At 62.7% G+C, this 16,454-nt stretch carries 14 protein-coding genes and 1 pseudogene; 2 read left to right on the forward strand and 13 right to left on the reverse strand.

The window, feature by feature from the left end; translation table 11 throughout:
- Positions 1 to 20: 20 nt before the first annotated feature.
- Positions 21 to 2,084 (reverse strand): LysM peptidoglycan-binding domain-containing protein, encoded by a 2,064-nt coding sequence (locus tag ACQZ6J_RS18800; protein ID WP_449085195.1) that lies wholly within the window; start codon positions 2,082 to 2,084, stop codon positions 21 to 23.
- A 154-nt stretch (positions 2,085 to 2,238) separates the two neighbouring features.
- On the opposite strand from ACQZ6J_RS18800, the gene ACQZ6J_RS18805 reads away from it, so the two are divergent.
- Entirely contained in the window at positions 2,239 to 2,862 is a 624-nt protein-coding gene (locus ACQZ6J_RS18805; protein WP_163986278.1) for an LOG family protein, read from the forward strand.
- Positions 2,863 to 2,890: 28 nt separating this feature from the next.
- Here ACQZ6J_RS18805 and rarD read toward each other — a convergent pair whose 3' ends face one another.
- From rarD to radA, 11 genes are all read right to left on the reverse strand, one after another.
- Positions 2,891 to 3,802 carry an EamA family transporter RarD gene (gene rarD, locus ACQZ6J_RS18810; protein ID WP_449085196.1) on the reverse strand — a complete coding sequence of 304 codons (912 nt, stop codon included), beginning with the start codon at positions 3,800 to 3,802 and terminating at the stop codon, positions 2,891 to 2,893.
- Positions 3,803 to 3,910: 108 nt separating this feature from the next.
- On the reverse strand, positions 3,911 to 5,527 hold the full coding sequence (gene cimA / locus ACQZ6J_RS18815) for a citramalate synthase (RefSeq protein WP_449085197.1): 1,617 nt from the start codon (positions 5,525 to 5,527) through the stop codon (positions 3,911 to 3,913).
- Between the two features lie 182 nt (positions 5,528 to 5,709).
- A complete protein-coding gene (gene pip / locus ACQZ6J_RS18820) occupies positions 5,710 to 6,669 on the reverse strand; it encodes a prolyl aminopeptidase (protein WP_449085198.1) in 960 nt (319 codons plus the stop codon).
- Entirely contained in the window at positions 6,666 to 7,142 is a 477-nt protein-coding gene (locus ACQZ6J_RS18825; protein ID WP_163986274.1) for a GFA family protein, read from the reverse strand. Before ACQZ6J_RS18825 ends, pip begins: the two co-directional genes overlap by 4 nt.
- Positions 7,135 to 7,620 (reverse strand): GFA family protein, encoded by a 486-nt coding sequence (locus tag ACQZ6J_RS18830; protein WP_449085199.1) that lies wholly within the window; start codon positions 7,618 to 7,620, stop codon positions 7,135 to 7,137. The genes ACQZ6J_RS18825 and ACQZ6J_RS18830 overlap by 8 nt, the downstream gene beginning before the upstream one ends.
- Positions 7,617 to 7,985 carry an endonuclease domain-containing protein gene (locus tag ACQZ6J_RS18835; protein ID WP_163986272.1) on the reverse strand — a complete coding sequence of 123 codons (369 nt, stop codon included), beginning with the start codon at positions 7,983 to 7,985 and terminating at the stop codon, positions 7,617 to 7,619. The genes ACQZ6J_RS18830 and ACQZ6J_RS18835 overlap by 4 nt, the downstream gene beginning before the upstream one ends.
- Positions 7,986 to 8,185: 200 nt before the next feature.
- Positions 8,186 to 9,577, reverse strand: a complete 1,392-nt coding sequence (gene cysS / locus ACQZ6J_RS18840) for a cysteine--tRNA ligase (protein ID WP_449085200.1) — start codon at positions 9,575 to 9,577, stop codon at positions 8,186 to 8,188.
- Between the two features lie 224 nt (positions 9,578 to 9,801).
- On the reverse strand, positions 9,802 to 10,542 hold the full coding sequence (locus ACQZ6J_RS18845; RefSeq protein WP_449085201.1) for an SDR family NAD(P)-dependent oxidoreductase: 741 nt from the start codon (positions 10,540 to 10,542) through the stop codon (positions 9,802 to 9,804).
- A gap of 72 nt (positions 10,543 to 10,614) precedes the next feature.
- Entirely contained in the window at positions 10,615 to 12,099 is a 1,485-nt protein-coding gene (gene purF / locus ACQZ6J_RS18850) for an amidophosphoribosyltransferase (protein WP_449085202.1), read from the reverse strand.
- Between the two features lie 164 nt (positions 12,100 to 12,263).
- The gene (locus ACQZ6J_RS18855) at positions 12,264 to 12,887 is read right to left on the reverse strand and encodes a CvpA family protein (protein WP_163986268.1); all 624 of its coding nucleotides are present in this window, start codon (positions 12,885 to 12,887) and stop codon (positions 12,264 to 12,266) included.
- 91 nt (positions 12,888 to 12,978) lie between these two features.
- Positions 12,979 to 14,382 (reverse strand): DNA repair protein RadA, encoded by a 1,404-nt coding sequence (radA, locus tag ACQZ6J_RS18860; protein ID WP_163986267.1) that lies wholly within the window; start codon positions 14,380 to 14,382, stop codon positions 12,979 to 12,981.
- Positions 14,383 to 14,535: 153 nt separating this feature from the next.
- Here radA and ACQZ6J_RS18865 point away from each other — a divergent pair.
- Positions 14,536 to 15,168: pseudogene (locus ACQZ6J_RS18865) on the forward strand (LysE family translocator); the annotation flags it as partial.
- Positions 15,169 to 15,195: 27 nt separating this feature from the next.
- Here the strand turns inward: ACQZ6J_RS18865 and alr are convergent.
- Positions 15,196 to 16,359 carry an alanine racemase gene (gene alr, locus ACQZ6J_RS18870; protein WP_163986265.1) on the reverse strand — a complete coding sequence of 388 codons (1,164 nt, stop codon included), beginning with the start codon at positions 16,357 to 16,359 and terminating at the stop codon, positions 15,196 to 15,198.
- Positions 16,360 to 16,454: the final 95 nt, after the last annotated feature.

Raw genomic sequence — 16,454 nt, forward strand, 5'->3', positions numbered from 1 at the left:
ATGATGGAATGGCAATCAGCCTAGAGATGCTCGCCCGAAAGCCGCTTGCGGTGAAGCTCTTCGGCATTCGGCAGCGCGTCCTTCGGCAGGCCGAAGACTTGTCCGGGCAGGATGCGGTCCGGATTGTTGATCTTGTCCTCGTTGGCCAGATAGATGGTCGTGTAGCGCACCCCGGCGCCATAGACGCGGCGCGAGATCTGCCACAGCGTATCGCCGCGGCGGATGATGACGGCATTGGCGTCCTGCGACAGCGGTGCCTGCTCCAGCGTCTTCGGGCCGCTCTCGTTGGACGAAACCTCGGCATTCGGCTGTGCCGGCGCCGCCTGGGCAGGCGCCGTGATGACGGCGATCATCTGTTCGAGGCCAGGCAATGCCGCGCCGACCGATTTGGGGTCCTTCGGCAGAGCGACCAAAGCGGCAAGCGCCTTGGCGGCCGCGCTGGAGGCATCGGCAGCGGCCTTCTTGAGCTCCGCGCTGGCGGTAATGGTCGGCCGGAATTCCGAAAGCGATTTCAGGGCGATTTCCGTGCCGGAGCGGGCTGCGGCGAGCTGTTCCGCGTTCGGTTGCTTGCCGTCGGTAAACAGGCCCTTGAGCAGCGCGAAGGCCTTGCCGGCGCCTTCCCTGAGCTTGGCAAGCTCGCCCTCGTCGAGGGGGATCATGCTTGCTGCGGCCGATTGGCCCTGACTGCTGCCTGCAGCCGGCGTCTGCGCAGCGACCGTTACCTGATTGCCCTCGGGGCGGGTGAAGTTGACGCTGGCGCGCACGACGACCTTGCCGGCTTCGTCGAGCACATCGACGCGAATCTTGTGATCGCCGACGGCAAGCGGCATCTGGCCGTCGACCACGAAATGCCCGTCGGCGCCCGCTGCGTTCTCGCCGATGAGCTTGTCGTCGGCATAGGCGCGCACCTTGGCGTTCGGCTTGGTCGTGCCGGCAACGAAGATATGATCGTTTTCGATTTCGACGGCGTTGACCATGACGTCCGGGCCGGCGTCCGTCTTCGCTGCCGGCGGCGTTGTTCCGGCCGCGGGGTTGGCGGATGCGACGACCGTGCCGTCCTGCTGCGGCTTGGCATCTGCGGTGGCCGCCGGAGTATCGGTTGCCTTGCCCTGCGCATCGGTTGCCTGCGCATCGGTCTCGGCCGAGGTTACGCGGCCCTGCTTGGCCGAAGGCGCGGTAATGATGCGGCTGGCGGTGCCCGGCTTGGAGACCATGGCGAGAAGCTGGGTCGAATCGTCTTTCGGCACGGAGACCGTGGCCACTTCCTCGGAGGTGGAAACCTTGCCATCCTTGCCGGTCGCGCGCAGCACGAGTTCGTGATCGCCGGGCGGCAGAGGGTTGTCGAGCACGGCGGCAAAATCGCCGCTCGGGCCGACATTGGTCGTCGTGACGACCTTTTCGCCGTCGACGATCTCCAGCTTGGCGTTCGGCTCGGCCGAACCGGCGATAACCGTGGAGCCGTCGGGCTCGACGCGCAGCACGTCGAATGACGGAACGCGAGGCTTGGCGGCCGCATCGGTCTCGGGGGCCGGCTGGCCGGTGAGTTCCGCCAATGCCTTGTCGATCGCGGCGCCGGCATCGGCGGCGTTGTCGGGGAGGGACTGGACGATGGCAAGCGCCTTGCCGGCGCCGTCCTGTGCTTTCTTCACGAGCCCTGTGGTGGTCGCGTCGATACCTTCCGGAAGCGCGAAGCCGACGATCGATTGCAGCGCGGCGATCGCCTTCGTCTTCGCAGCCGCGAAGATATCCTGAGCGGGTGCGTTGCCGTCCTTGAACAGTGCCTTGAGATCAACAAGCGAGGCCGTTGCGGAGCCCGTCAGATCGGTCAGCTTCTTGGCGAGATCAGCGGTATTGACAGCGGTCGCTACGGCATTCTGCGTGGCCTTGGTCGCATTCTGGGCGGTCTCGCCGGCTTTCTGCGTGTTTTCCTCGATCGTATTTTTCACCGCGCTGCTGGCCTGATTGACGGCGTCACCGATAGGGTTCTTGTCCCCGTTGATGCGCGGCATCACGAAAAAGACCATCAACAGGGTCGCCACTACCAACACCAACAGAGCCAGCCAACCGGCACGGTTCTTCATCATCATTCATCTCCACGCGGCGAAGTCGTCGCAACTCTGAAATTGCTAGCGATTTCGCCTGCTTTTACAAGCTTTCTCAGCCATTTTCGCATGTCCCGCCACAAGTTTTCCTTTGAAAAATCTTGACTGAGCATCTGCAGCATAGTTGTTTGCATCCATGACCGACGATTCTGCGCCAATTCGATCCATCTGCGTTTATTGCGGCTCAAGGCCGGGGCGCGATCCTTCCCATATGGCCGCTGGCCGCGAACTGGGCAAAAGCATTGCCGAAAACGGCCTGCGCCTGATCTACGGCGGCGGAACGAAGGGTATCATGGGCGCTGTCGCTAGCGGCGTGCTGTCGCACGGCGGTCAGGTCACCGGCATCATTCCGGAATTCCTCGTCGACATGGAAGCGACGCGCCATTCGCTCGGTCAACTGGATGAGCTCATCATAACGCCGGACATGCATACGCGCAAACACGGCATGTTCGAGCGCTCCGACGCCTTCGTGGCGCTGCCGGGCGGCATCGGCACGCTGGAGGAAATCGTCGAGATCATGACCTGGGGTCAGCTCGGCCGCCACGAGAAGCCGATGGTCTTTGCCAATGTCAACGGTTTCTGGGATCCGATGATGGAACTCATCCGCCATATGACGGAAGAGGGCTTCGTCCATACCGCCCATCGCGTCCAGCCGCTCGTCATCGACAAGGTGGCCGACATCATCCCGGCCATCCGCAAGCATGCCGCCGAGACGCGAGGCGACCGCGCCGGCGAAGAGGCCGTCATCTCCAAACTCTGATTAGCAGTTTGCTAACCATATCGAACGGTTAGCGCTCTCTGCTCTGGCGCAGCATCGACCAGCTGTAGAGAGCGAGTCCGGCCCAGATCAGCGAAAAGGCGATCATCTGCGTCGTGCCGAACGGCTCCTTGAACAGGAAGACGGCGATCAGGAAAACCATCGTCGGCACGATGTACTGCATGATGCCGATGGTCGACATCTTCAAAAGCTTCGCGCCGTTCGCAAAGATCATCAGCGGCAGCGCGGTCACCAGTCCGCAGCCGAGCAGAAGCGCGGTGTCCGAGAAGCCGGTCTGATAGAAGTGACCTTCGCCGCGCGCTTCCAGATAGATGATGTAAAGCGTTGCCGGAATGCAAAGCAGCAGCACTTCGATAAAGAAGCCCTGGTTGGCGCCGACAGGCAGCGTCTTGCGGAAAAAGGCGTAGAAGCCCCAGGAGAAGGTCAGAGATAGTGCGACCCACGGCAGGGTGCCGGCTTCGACGGTCAGGATGATGACGGCAATCGCGGCGAGGCAGATTGCGACGATCTGTGTCGGCGCGAGCTTTTCCTTGAGCAAGATGGCTCCGAGACCGATGCTGAACAGCGGATTGATGAAATAGCCGAGGGCCGCATCGAGCGAATGGCCGGCGCCGATCGCCCAGACATAGGTTCCCCAGTTGATGGTGACGAGCGTCGCCGTCAGCGACGCCATGGCGACCGTGCGCGGATTGCGCAGCGCCACCTTGACGTCGCCCATGCGGCCGAGCGCCAGCAGGACGATGCCGGCCACCGGAACCGACCAGAAGATGCGGTGCGCGATGACCTCGAAAGCCGGAATGTGCGCGAGGGCTTTCATATAGAGCGGCAGAATGCCCCAGAAGAGATAGGCCGTCATCGCAAAGCCGAAGCCGCGGATAGCGTCATTGTTCTTGATTTCAGGCTTGACCGCATCTGTGGCCATGAATTTTCCCGTCATTCCCTGTTATTTGTGACGGAATTACTCCAAAGCGGGACGCGTGGCTAATTCATTTCCTTGACGGCGTCGTCAAGCTTTTTGATAGCCGGCGGATCACTCCGCCGCGATCTTGCCTGCCATATGCCGGTTCTTCATCAGCTTGTAGATGACGGAATCCATCAGCGCCTGGAACGATGCGTCGATGATGTTTTCCGATACGCCGACTGTCCACCAGCGCACGCCGCTGCTGTCGGTGGATTCGATCAGGACCCGGGTGATGGCTTCCGTGCCGCCATTGAGGATACGCACCTTGAAGTCCGCCAGTTCCAGATCGTCGATCTCGTGCTGGTGCTTGCCGAAATTCTTGCGCAGCGCCAGGTCGAGCGCATTGACCGGGCCGTCGCCTTCGGCAACCGACATGATGGTCTCGCCGTCGATGATGATCTTGACCACTGCTTCCGAGACGATCTTGACGCGGCCGTGGGAATCGAAGCGGCGCTCGACCATGACGCGAAAGCCGTCGACTGCGAAGAATTCCGGAATGGTGCCGAGCGTGCGACGGGCCAGCAGCTCGAAGCTCGCATCCGCGCCTTCGTAAGCGTAGCCTGTCGCTTCACGCTCCTTGACGATCTGGATCAGCCGGTCGAGCTTGGGATCGTCCTTGCCCACCTCGATGCCGCGCCGCTTCAGGGCGTTGATGAAGTTCGACTTGCCGCCCTGGTCGGAGACCATGACCTTGCGGAAATTGCCGACGCTTTCCGGCGGCACGTGTTCGTATGTGCGAGGATCCTTCAGCAGCGCCGAGGCGTGAATTCCGGCTTTCGTCGCGAAGGCCGAGGCGCCGACATAGGGGGCCTGATGGTCCGGAGAGCGGTTCAGCAATTCGTCGAAGGCGTGCGAAAGACGGGTGAGTCCGACCAGCCGATCGGCATCGATCGTCGTTTCGAAGCGCTCGCTATAGGCTCTCTTCAGCGCCAGCGTCGGGATCAGCGTCACCAGATTGGCGTTGCCGCAGCGCTCGCCGATGCCGTTCAGCGTCCCCTGGATCTGCCGGACGCCGGCCTCGACCGCGGCGAGCGAATTGGCGACCGCCTGACCGGTATCGTTATGGGCATGGATGCCAAGACAGTGCCCCGGAACGCCGCAGGCGATGACGGCCTCGACGATGGCGCGGACCTCAGGCGGCTGCGTGCCGCCATTGGTGTCGCAGAGCACCACCCAGCGGGCGCCGGAATCATAGGCCGTCTTGGCGCAGGCGAGCGCATAGGTCGGGTTGGCCTTGTAGCCGTCGAAGAAATGCTCGCAATCGACAAGGGCTTCCTTGCCGGCGTTAACGGCGGCCTTGACGCTCTCGGCGATGCTTTCGAGGTTCTCCTCGTTGGAACAGCCGAGCGCGACCTTGACATGATAGTCCCAGCTCTTGGCCACGAAACAGATCGCATCTGACTTCGCCTGCAGCAGGCTGGCAAGGCCGGGGTCGTTGGAGGCGGAGACACCGGCGCGCTTGGTCATGCCGAAGGCGACGAAGGAGGCCGATTTCGTCCGCTTTTCCTCGAAGAAAGCCGTGTCGGTCGGGTTGGCGCCAGGATAGCCGCCCTCGACGTAGTCCAGGCCGAACTCGTCCAGCATGGTCGCAATGGCAATCTTGTCCTCGACGGAGAAATCGATGCCGGGCGTCTGCTGGCCGTCGCGGAGCGTCGTGTCGAAGAGGTGGATTTTTTCGCGTGTCATACTGTGTCCTCCGGCGAACCGGTTTGATAATGGGGTGCCCCTCATCTGTTCTCTCCCGGTTTCGCTTCGCTAAACCGTTCGAGCCCGCCTTCTCCCCGTCTACGCGGGGCGAAGGGGCTTATGAGGTTGTTCCCTCTCCCCGCGGGCGGGGAGAGGGCTAGGGTGAGGGGCCTTGCCCGGCCTTATACTTTCCCTGCAAACTTGTCGGTCGCGCGGATCAATTGGTCCAGGATTCCCGGCTCCGAATAGGCATGACCCGCACCCTCGATCAGATGAAATTCCGCCTTCGGCCAGGCCTTGTGCAGCGCCCATGCATATTTGGCCGGGCAGGGCATGTCGTAACGGCCGTGGACGATTACGCCGGGAATGTCCTTCAGCTTATGGGCGTCGCGCAGCAATTGACCCTCTTCGAGCCAGCCGGCATTGACGAAGAAATGGTTCTCGATGCGGGCGAAGGCATGCGCAAATTCCGCATCCGCGAACTTGTCGCTGGTGGATGGCTCCGGCAGCAGCGTGATGGTCTCGCCCTCCCAGAGCGACCAGGCCTTGGCGGCCTCCAGGCGAGCGGCCTTGTCCGGATGCGTCAGGCGGCGGTGATAGGCGAACATCATCTCATGGCGCTCTTCCGGCGGGATCGGCGCCAGGAATCGCTCCCACTTGTCAGGGAACATTTCGGAGACGCCGAACTGATAATACCAGTCAAGCTCGGCCTTCGTCAGCGTATAGATGCCGCGCACGACCAGCTCAGAGACACGCTCCGGATGCGTTTCGGCATAGGCGAGCGCCAGCGTCGAGCCCCAGGAGCCGCCGAAAACAAGCCACGTCTCGACGCCGGCCATCTCGCGCAGCCGCTCGATATCGGCGACCAGATGCCAGGTCGTGTTGGCCTCGAGATTTGCATGCGGCGTCGATCGCCCGCAGCCGCGCTGGTCGAACAGGGTGACGTCGTAAAGCGCCGGATCGAACTGGCGACGATGGCTCGGGGAGCTGCCGCCGCCCGGACCGCCATGCAGGAAGACCGCCGGCTTGGCGCCGGGCGTGCCCACCCGCTCCCAATAGATCCTGTGGCCGTCGCCGACATCGAGATGGCCGGAAGCGTAGGGTTCGATCTCCGGATAGAGCGTCCGCAGGACTTCGGTCATATTTTCAGCCCTTCCGCCGGCCAGACGTCCGTATCGTGATCGGGATGCTGGAAGGAAATGATCTGCTCCTGACGCGAGTAGAAGTCCGGATCCTGATGGACCGGCTTTTCGAAGATCGTCTCCACCCAGGGCAGGCGCGATGCGTGGTTCACCTGAATCTGCGGCGCGAGATCGTCGCGCTCGTCGAAAGCGCCGATGGCGATTTCGAGGCCGCCTGGATGGCGATAGGTCATCGGCGTGCCGCAGTTCTTGCAGAAGCCGCGCTCGATGTTGACGGAAGACTGGAAATAGGTCGGTGCGCCGCGCGTCCATTCAAGGCCGTCATCCGGCGCCGTCACCAGCGCGGAGAAGAAGCTGCCGAACTGCTTCTGGCACATGCGGCAATGGCAGATCGACGGGCGGCCGAGCTCGCCGCGAATGCGAAACCGCACCGCGCCGCATTGGCATCCTCCGCTTCTGGTGGCTTCACTCATGGCGCTTCTCCTGTGGCCAGGTTGAGGTATCGTGATCGGGATGTTGGTGGGATACGACGGTCAGCACGAAGGGCGCCTGTTCGGCATCGTCTTCCGTCCGATGTCCCGGCAGCAGATGCAGCCGGTCGATGAAATCGATCTTGGCTTCCGTGCCGTACTGCACGACGGGCGGCAACTGCGAGGGGTGGTCGAAGGCGCCGGCCGCCACCGCCACGCCATCCGGTGCCTCATAGGTCAGCGGCGTGCCGCAATCCGCGCAGAAGCCCCGTTTCACATAATTGGACGATTGGAACGTCTTCCGCTCTCCGCGCGTCCATGCAAGCTCGGCGCCGCGCGTCGAGACCAGCGGCGCGTAATAGGCGCCGAAGGCCTTCTGGCACATGCGGCAATGACAGATCGACGCATCCTTCAGCTCGCCCCGCACCCGGAAGCGAACCGCGCCGCACTGACAGCCGCCGGTGTAGGTCGATACGGTCATGCTCTATCCTTTCCGGCGACGATGAGGATATGCATGCAGACATTGTCGATATCCTTGAGGACATCGTCGTTCCAGAAGCGCAAAACAGTCCACCCGTCTGCTTCGAGACGGCGGGTGCGAATCTGGTCATAGGTTTGATCGCGGTCGGTTGCATGTTGAGAGCCGTCGACTTCGACAATCAGCTTCTCGGCTGCGCAGGCGAAATCGACGATATAGCCGGCGATGGGTAGCTGGCGGCGGAAGCCGAGGCCCATGAGGCGGTGGGCGCGCAATTCGTTCCAGAGACGCAATTCAGCGTCCGTCATGACCTTGCGCATGCGGCGGGCATTGTTGCGGACTTTCGGCGGGACTGGAGTGTGCGGCAAGCTACCCCCCTCTGTCACTTTCGTGACATCTCCCCCACAAGGGGGGAGATCGATAACCCGTAGCACTCGCTCGGCCCAAACGGAGATCGAAGCTGCGGAAACTAAGCTTTGTGGTTTTGCGGTGAGATGCCGCAAACTCCACCCAATCTCCCCCCTTGTGGGGGAGATGTCACGAAAGTGACAGAGGGGGGTAACAAAGCTCACCGTTTGATCTCCCAAGTGGTGATGCGCTCGCCCGTCGCCGCATCCTTGCCGTCCTTGAGCTGAACCCCTCTTGCCGTCAGCTCATCGCGAAGCTTGTCGGCTTCCGCGAAGTTCTTGGCTTTCAACAATTCCAGGCGCTTCCGCACCTTGGCATCGATCTCGGCGACGACGGCTTCATCGACCTCCGTCTTCTTCGGCAACAGGCCGAGAAGGTCGGCGCTGGCCGCGAAGACGGGCAGGAGGCTTGCGTCGGCATTGGCGGCCTGCGCCAATGCGTGCAGTGCCTGAATGGCGGCGACGGTGTTGAGATCGTCGGCGAGCGCGGCAAGCACCGTCGGGTCTGGTGCCGCTCCGCCGACATCCGCCGCCGGCCATTTGGCGATCAGCCGCTCCGCCTCTTCGAGGCGTTTCACCGAGAAGTCGATCGGCTCGCGGTAATGCGTCATCAGCATGGCGAGCCTCAGCACTTCGCCCGGCCATGTCCTGCCGCCGAGTTTTTCCGTCTGCAGCAGCTCATGGATGGTGACGAAGTTGCCTTCCGATTTCGACATCTTGCGGCCTTCGACCTGCACGAAACCGTTATGCATCCATAGATTCGCCATGGCATGGGTGCCGTGCGCGCAACGCGACTGGGCGATTTCGTTTTCGTGGTGCGGGAAGATCAGGTCGAGACCGCCGCCATGAATATCGAAGACATCGCCGAGGTAACGCCCGCTCATGGCCGAGCATTCGATATGCCAGCCCGGACGGCCGCGGCCCCAGGGGCTTTCCCAGCCGGGCTCGTTCTCGTCGGAGAGCTTCCACAGCACGAAATCGCCGGGGCTCTTCTTGTGCTCGTCGACCGCGACGCGGGCGCCCGCCTGCTGCTCGTCGAGATTGCGCTTCGAAAGCTGGCCGTAATCGGCCATCGATTTCGTGTCGAACAGCACTTCGCCGGCCGCCCGATAGGCATGGCCCTTGGCGATCAGCGTCTCGATGATTGCGATCATCTGCGCGATATTGTCGGTCGCGCGCGGCTGCACCGTCGGCTCCAGGCAGCCGAGCGCGGTCGTATCCTCGCGATACTGGCGCTCGGTCTTTTCCGTCACCAGGCGGATCGCCTCGTTGAGCGGCAAGCCGGGATGGTCGCGCAGGGCGCGCGCGTTGATCTTGTCGTCGACATCGGTGATGTTGCGGACATAGGTGACATGGCTCTCGCCATAGGCCTGCCGCAGCAGCCGGAACAGCACGTCGAAGACGATGGCCGGGCGGGCATTGCCGATATGGGCGAAGTCATAGACCGTGGGGCCGCAGACATACATGCGGACATTGTTGCGGTCGATCGGCTGGAAGTCGACCTTTTCGCGCGTCAGCGTGTTGTAGAACTTTAGTTGCGGCTCGACGCCCATGTTACTCTCCCAAGGCATAAATCCGAAAAAATACCGTCACCGGCAGGCCGGACGTTTGTCATCTTGGATTTTGGGAGACGAAAACGGCCAGGCCAGCGAAACGCTAGCGAATAATCTTCCGGCAGATAATGCAGATAACCGTTTTCATGGGCGGCTTTATCGCGCGCCGGAAGAATTTGGTCAAGTAGGGAGGGGGCCTCTCCCGTATGGGGAGAAGGTGTTTTTTATTCAGGCATCCGATAGTCGACGAGCCTGTTCTCGCGCACGACGAAGAGCTTGCCGGTTTCGGTGACGTCGGGGCCGACGAGCGGCAGGATCGCCTGGGCGACTTCGCGCGGGTGCGGCAGCGTATCCGGATCCTCGCCGGGCATGGCCTGGGCGCGCATGGCGGTGCGGGTGGCGCCCGGATCGACGCTGGTGATGCGCAGCGGCGTGCTCTGCGTTTCCCCGGCCCAGGTCCGCGCCAGCGCCTCGACGGCGGCCTTGGATGCGGAGTAGGGCCCCCAGAATGGCCGGCAGCGATGGGCAGCCGCCGAAGACAGGATGACGGCACGGCCGGCATCGGAGCGCATCAGCAGCGGCTCGACGGAGCGGATCAGCCGCCATGTGGCGGTGACGTTGATCGTCATCACCTTCTCGAACACCTTCGCCTCGACATGGCCGATCGGCGAAATCACCCCGAGCACGCCGGCATTGGCGACGAGGATGTCGAGCTTACCCCAGCGTTCGAAGATCGAGGCGCCGAGCGCGTCGATGGCGTTCATATCGGCAAGATCGAAGGGAACGAGCGTTGCCGAACCACCGGCCGCCTTGATGGCGTCGTCCAGTTCCTCAAGCCCGCCGACCGTGCGGGCGCAGGCGATCACATGCGCGCCGGCCTTCGCCAGTTCCAATGCCGTAAAGTAGCCGATACCGCGCGATGCGCCGGTGACGAGGGCGATCTTGTCCTTGAGATTGACGCTCATGCTGCCTTGATCCGGATATGTAGGGAAGGGAAAGGGGCAAAGTGCAAAGTGCCCCTGTCAATCGCTCTTAGATCAGCCGTTGCTGGCGAGAACGGAAAGCTTGCGCACGTTGCTGGTGCTTTCCTTGTCGAGCAGACGCGTCGGGTAATCGCCGGTGAAGTAATGGTCGGTGAACTGCGGCTGCGCATTGTCGCGCGGCTCGCCGCCGACGGCCCGATAGAGCCCGTCGATCGACAGGAACTGAAGCGAGTCCGCGCCGATATAGTCGCACATGGCCTTCAGGCTGCTGTATTGGTTGGCGAGCAGTTTGTCGGCATCCGGCGTGTCGATGCCGTAGAAGTCCGGATGAAAGATCATCGGGCTGGCGACGCGGATATGCACTTCGCTGGCGCCGGCCTCGCGGATCATCTGTACGATCTTCACGGAGGTCGTGCCACGCACGATGGAATCGTCCACGAGCACGACGCGCTTGCCGGCGATGATGGCGCGGTTGGCGGAGTGCTTGAGCTTCACGCCGAAGGCGCGGATTTGCTGCGTCGGCTCGATGAAGGTGCGGCCGACATAATGGTTGCGGATGATGCCGAGCTCGAAAGGAATGCCGCTCGCCTGCGCATAGCCGATGGCCGCGGGCGTGCCGCCATCCGGCACCGGCACGACGATGTCGGCTTCGACCGGCGCTTCCTTGGCGAGGTTGATGCCCATGTTCTTGCGGGCAACATAGACGTTGCGGCCGCCGACCACGGAATCGGGACGTGCGAAATAGACATATTCGAACAGGCAGAGGCGCTCTGGCTTGGAGACTTCCGGCTTGCGGGCGTCGATGGTAATCGAGCCGTCGGGCTGGATCTCGCAGATGATCACTTCGCCGTTCTCGACGTCGCGAACATATTTCGCGCCGATGATGTCGAGCGCGCAGGTTTCGGAGCAGAAGATCGGCTTGCCGTCGAGCTCGCCCATGACAAGTGGCCGGATGCCGATCGGGTCGCGGGCGGCGATCAGCTTCGTGCGCGTCATGGCAAGCATCGAGTAGCCGCCTTCCATCTGCCTGATGGCGTCGATGAAGCGATCGGAGGAGGAGGGATGTTTGGAACGGGCGATGAGATGGAGGACGACTTCGGTGTCCGAGGTCGACTGACAGATGGCGCCATCGGCGATCAGCTGCCGGCGCATCGTCAGGCCGTTGGTGAAATTGCCGTTGTGGGCGATGGCGATGCCGCCGACTTCCAGCTCGGCAAACAGCGGCTGGACGTTGCGCAGGATGGTTTCGCCCGTGGTCGAATAGCGCACATGGCCGATCGAGCGGTCGCCGGGCAGCCGAGCCAAGGTGGCGGGATCGGTGTAGTGGTCGCCGACGAGGCCCATCCGCCGCTCCGAATGGAAACGCTGGCCGTCGAAGGAGACGATGCCGGCCGCTTCCTGGCCGCGATGCTGCAGGGCGTGGAGACCGAGAGCCGTCAGCGTCGCCGCGTCCGGATGCCCGAGAATGCCGAAGACGCCGCATTCTTCATGCAGCGTGTCGCCGTCGATATCGTCCTCGATGGAAAGGGAATGATTCATGGCTGCGGGCCTTTGCTCTCAACGTGGGCGGATCGGGGCGGCGTCACGGGTGACCATTAAAATAGCTGAAAATCCGGCCGGAAAAAATATCGGGCCGGATCTTTCAATGTCACGCCGCTCAAATGGCGATTCTCGGGCGGCAGGTCAAGCCTGTAAACGCACCGTTAATTGTTTGTCTGCGGCGCAGGTGCGTCATCCGACGGAGCGGTATCGTTCGGCGTGGCGTTGTCGCCGCCTTCCTGCGGCTGCGTCTGTTGCTGCTGGTTCGGCGCGATCTTGTTGATGATCTCCGGCGGCAGCATGGCCTGAACGTTTTCAGGAAGCGCCGATTTCAGCTTCTCGACCATCGAATCCAGGAAAGGCTTGGACTTGGCGTTGTTCACCCAGTCCGGCCGGGCGGCGGGAGCCACCAGCCAGTTCCAGAAGGCCACGACGACGACCATCAGAAGCAGTCCGCGGGCGGCGCCGAACAGGAAGCCAAGCGTCCGGTCGAGCGCGCCGATGCGGCTGTCGATGATGAAATCGGCAATCCGGATGGTGATGAAGGAGATGATGATGAGCGCCAGCAGGAAGATGACGGCGGCCGAGGCGATCGTGGCGATCTTGGTGTCGGCCTTGTATTGCAGGGCATAGGGAACGAGCAGCGGATAAAGATAGTAGGCAGCGACTGCCGAGCCGCCCCAGCTGACGATCGAGAGAATCTCGCGCGAAAAGCCGCGAACCATGGCCAGTACGGCGGAGAAGAGAAGAACGCCGATAACAATACCGTCGAAAATCGTAATGGGCATTTATAATCCACTTCAAGACTTGCCAGACCTCATGGTCGGCATCGGCCTCAATCATGAGCCTCTTCTTCGCCAAGAGCGGCTGAAGTAAGGCTCAGTCTTCGTCTTCCGCGCGCTTGAGCGCACCCTTCGATCCAGCAATGCGCGCCACCAGATCCGGCAGGCTGTCGATCTCGCTCCAGCGTCCGCCATTGACCTTCGGCAGGTCGGCGGAAGCGGCAGGCAGGACGGCCGCGGAAAATCCCAGCTTCTCGGCTTCCTTGAGACGCTGGGCGGTGTGCGCAACCGGCCGGACGGCGCCCGACAGGCTGACTTCGCCGAAATAGACGCAATCGGCGGGCAGGGCAAGACCGGCCAGGGAGGAAACCAGTGCAGAAGCAACGGCAAGGTCCGCAGCGGGCTCCGAAATGCGATAACCGCCGGCAATATTGAGGTAAACGTCGTGCTGGCCGAGCCGCACGCCGCAATGGGCCTCGAGAACGGCGAGAATCATCGACAGCCGTGCCGAATCCCAGCCGACGATGGCGCGACGCGGCGTGCCGAGCGATGTCGGCGCCACCAGCGCCTGCACTTCCACCAGCACCGGCCGCGTGCCCTCGATGCCGGCAAAAACGGCCGCGCCCGGCGACTTTTCGTTGCGTTCTCCGAGGAAAAGTTCGGATGGATTGGGCACGTCGCGCAGGCCGGCGTCGGACATTTCGAAGACACCGATCTCATCGGTCGGGCCGAAGCGGTTCTTCACCGTGCGCAGGATGCGGTAATGATGGCCGCGATCGCCTTCGAAATAGAGGACGGCGTCGACCATGTGTTCGACGACGCGCGGCCCGGCGATCTGGCCGTCCTTGGTGACGTGGCCGACAAGCACCATCGCGGTGCCCGTCTGCTTGGCGAAGCGGATCATCGCCTGGACGCCGGTGCGCACCTGCGTAACCGTGCCGGGCGCGGATTCGGCAAGCTCGCTCCACAGCGTCTGGATGGAATCGATGATGACGAGATCCGGCCGCTTGCCTTCCGCGAGCGTCGCCAGAATATCCTCAACATTGGTTTCCGCCGCCAGCAGAACTTCCGTGTCGGCCGCCTTCAGCCGCTGGGCCCGCAGGCGAACCTGCGCCACGGCTTCTTCGCCCGAGACGTAGACGATCTTGTGTCCCTTGCGGGCGAGTGCGGCTGCCGCTTGCATCAGCAGGGTCGACTTGCCGATGCCGGGATCGCCGCCGACGAGGACGGCCGAGCCGCGCACGAAACCGCCGCCCGTGGCGCGGTCGAGCTCCGATATGCCGGTATAGATGCGCGGCGCTTCCTCGATCTCGCCCGAAAGCGTCGTCAGCGCGACCGGCTTTCCCTTCTTCGGCGTCTTTGCCGGACCGCCGCCGATCCCGCCCATCGGATCTTCCTCGACGATGGTGTTCCATGCGCCGCAACTGTCGCACTTGCCGACCCAGCGATTGTGGATCGTGCCGCAGTTCTGGCAGATGAATTGTGTGCGGGTTTTGGCCATCGGATGCTGTTCTCAAAGTTCAAATGCTTCGCTTTTCGCAGCGAATCGCGATCGGCTGTCAGATAATGTCTTTCCCCGCCTATCAAAACTAATGATTTCCATATCAATGGCGATCGTGTCAGCCATTATGCCGGGTTTTATGGATGATGATCGATGTTTGACTATTCGCTTGCTCACTGGGTCGGGTTTCTGTCCGCCGCGATTCTTCTCAACCTATCGCCGGGGCCGGACATTGCCTTCATTCTCGGTCATACGATCAGGAGCGGCATGCGGTCCGGCTTTGCGGCGCTGTTCGGAATCTGGAGCGGCGCTTGCCTGCATGTGCTGATGGCCGCCGCCGGCCTTTCGGCGATCCTGGCCGCCTCCGCGCTGGCTTTCTCGACCGTGAAGTGGATCGGTGCTGCCTATCTCATCTGGCTCGGCATACAGGCGCTACGCTCGAAGGGCGAGGGGGCGTGGATCAAGGAGACGGGCAAGGCTTTGTCCCGGGCGCGCATCTACCGGCAGGGCATCATGGTTTCGCTGCTCAACCCGAAGGTCGCGATCTTCTTTCTGGCCTTCCTGCCGCAATTCGTCGTCGAAGGCGCGGGTCCGGTCTGGGCGCAGCTTCTGTTGCACGGCAGCCTGATCATCGTCGTGGCCGCCTTCATCGAGCCGCCGCTTATCCTGCTCGGCGGCCGATTGAGCGAAGCCTTGAGGCGCAATCGCAGCTTCGGCCTGTGGCTCGACCGAGGCCTCGGCACGCTGTTCGTCGCTCTCGGTGTCCGGCTGGCGATCAGCGCGCGCTTAAGCATTGTGTGGAGTGAGCCGCGGCTATTCCTCGGCTTCTTCCGAGATATACCGGCGCTCGTGCCTCAGCCCCATGCTCGTCAGCATTTCGTAGCCGATCGTGCCTGCGGCCTTTGCAGCTTCGTCCACCGAGATGTTGCTGCCGAAGAGCTCGATATAGTCGCCGGCGCGAACGAGATGCTCGGGCATGTCGGTGACGTCGAAGATGGTGAGGTCCATGGTGATGCGGCCGGCAACGGGAACCTTGTGGCCGGCAATAAAGCCATGGCCGCCGGCAATGCCGGTCTGGCGCAGCGGCACGCCGCCGCTCGACTGGCTGCGCATGTAGCCGTCGGCATAGCCGGCAGAGACGATCGCCAGCCGGCTGTCGCGGGTCAATTGCAGCGCGCGGCCGTAGCCCACCGCTTCGCCTGATTTGACGGAGCGGGTCTGGATGATCCGCGCTTCCGCCGTCGCCACCGGGCGCATCGGATTGGCCATGCCGGGAACCGCCTCGGCGCCGTAAGTGGCGATGCCGGGACGGGTAAGGTCGAAATGATACTCCGGCCCGAGAAAGATGCCGGCTGAATTGGCGAGACTTGCTTCGATGCCCTCGAAGGCGGCGCTGACCTTGCGGAAGGCTTCCAGCTGCTGCCGGTTCATCGCATTGGCGGGATCGTCGCCGCAGGCGAGGTGGCTCATGACCAGTACCGGCGCAAAGCTTGCCGGGCGGGAGACATCGTCGGCAAGCGCGATCGCATCGTCCATCGGCAGGCCGAGCCTGTTGAAACCGGTGTCGACCTGCAGGGCGCAGGGATAGTCGCCGTAGTCAGACAGCACCGACATCCAGAACGTGAGCTGCTCTTCCGAGGCGATGACGGGCACGAGGTCGTTCTCGAAGAACCGCCGCTCCATGCCCGGCCAGATGCCGCTGAGCACGAAGATGCGCGCCTCGGGAGCATAGAGGCGCAAGGTCGCGCCTTCGTCCGCCGTGGCGACGAAGAAATCGCGGGCGCCGGCAGCGTAGAGGGTTTCGCCGACATCCTCGATCCCCAGCCCGTAGGCGTCGGCCTTGACGACGGCCGACGTACGCGCCCTTCCGGAGCGGCGGGCCATGTCGCGCCAGTTTTCGACGAGCGCGCCGAGATCCACCGTCAGCCGCAGGCCGGCGCAAGCGAAAGCATCATCGTCATTGAAAGTATCTGTCATGAAACTGCCTGAACAAGAAAACGGCCGGAGATGATTGGGCTCCGGCCAGGATAGTGGTCATCGATGAAAAGAAAAAGTGCCGAGGCGCACATATG

It is taken from the genome of Rhizobium sp. A37_96 (assembly GCF_053521765.1).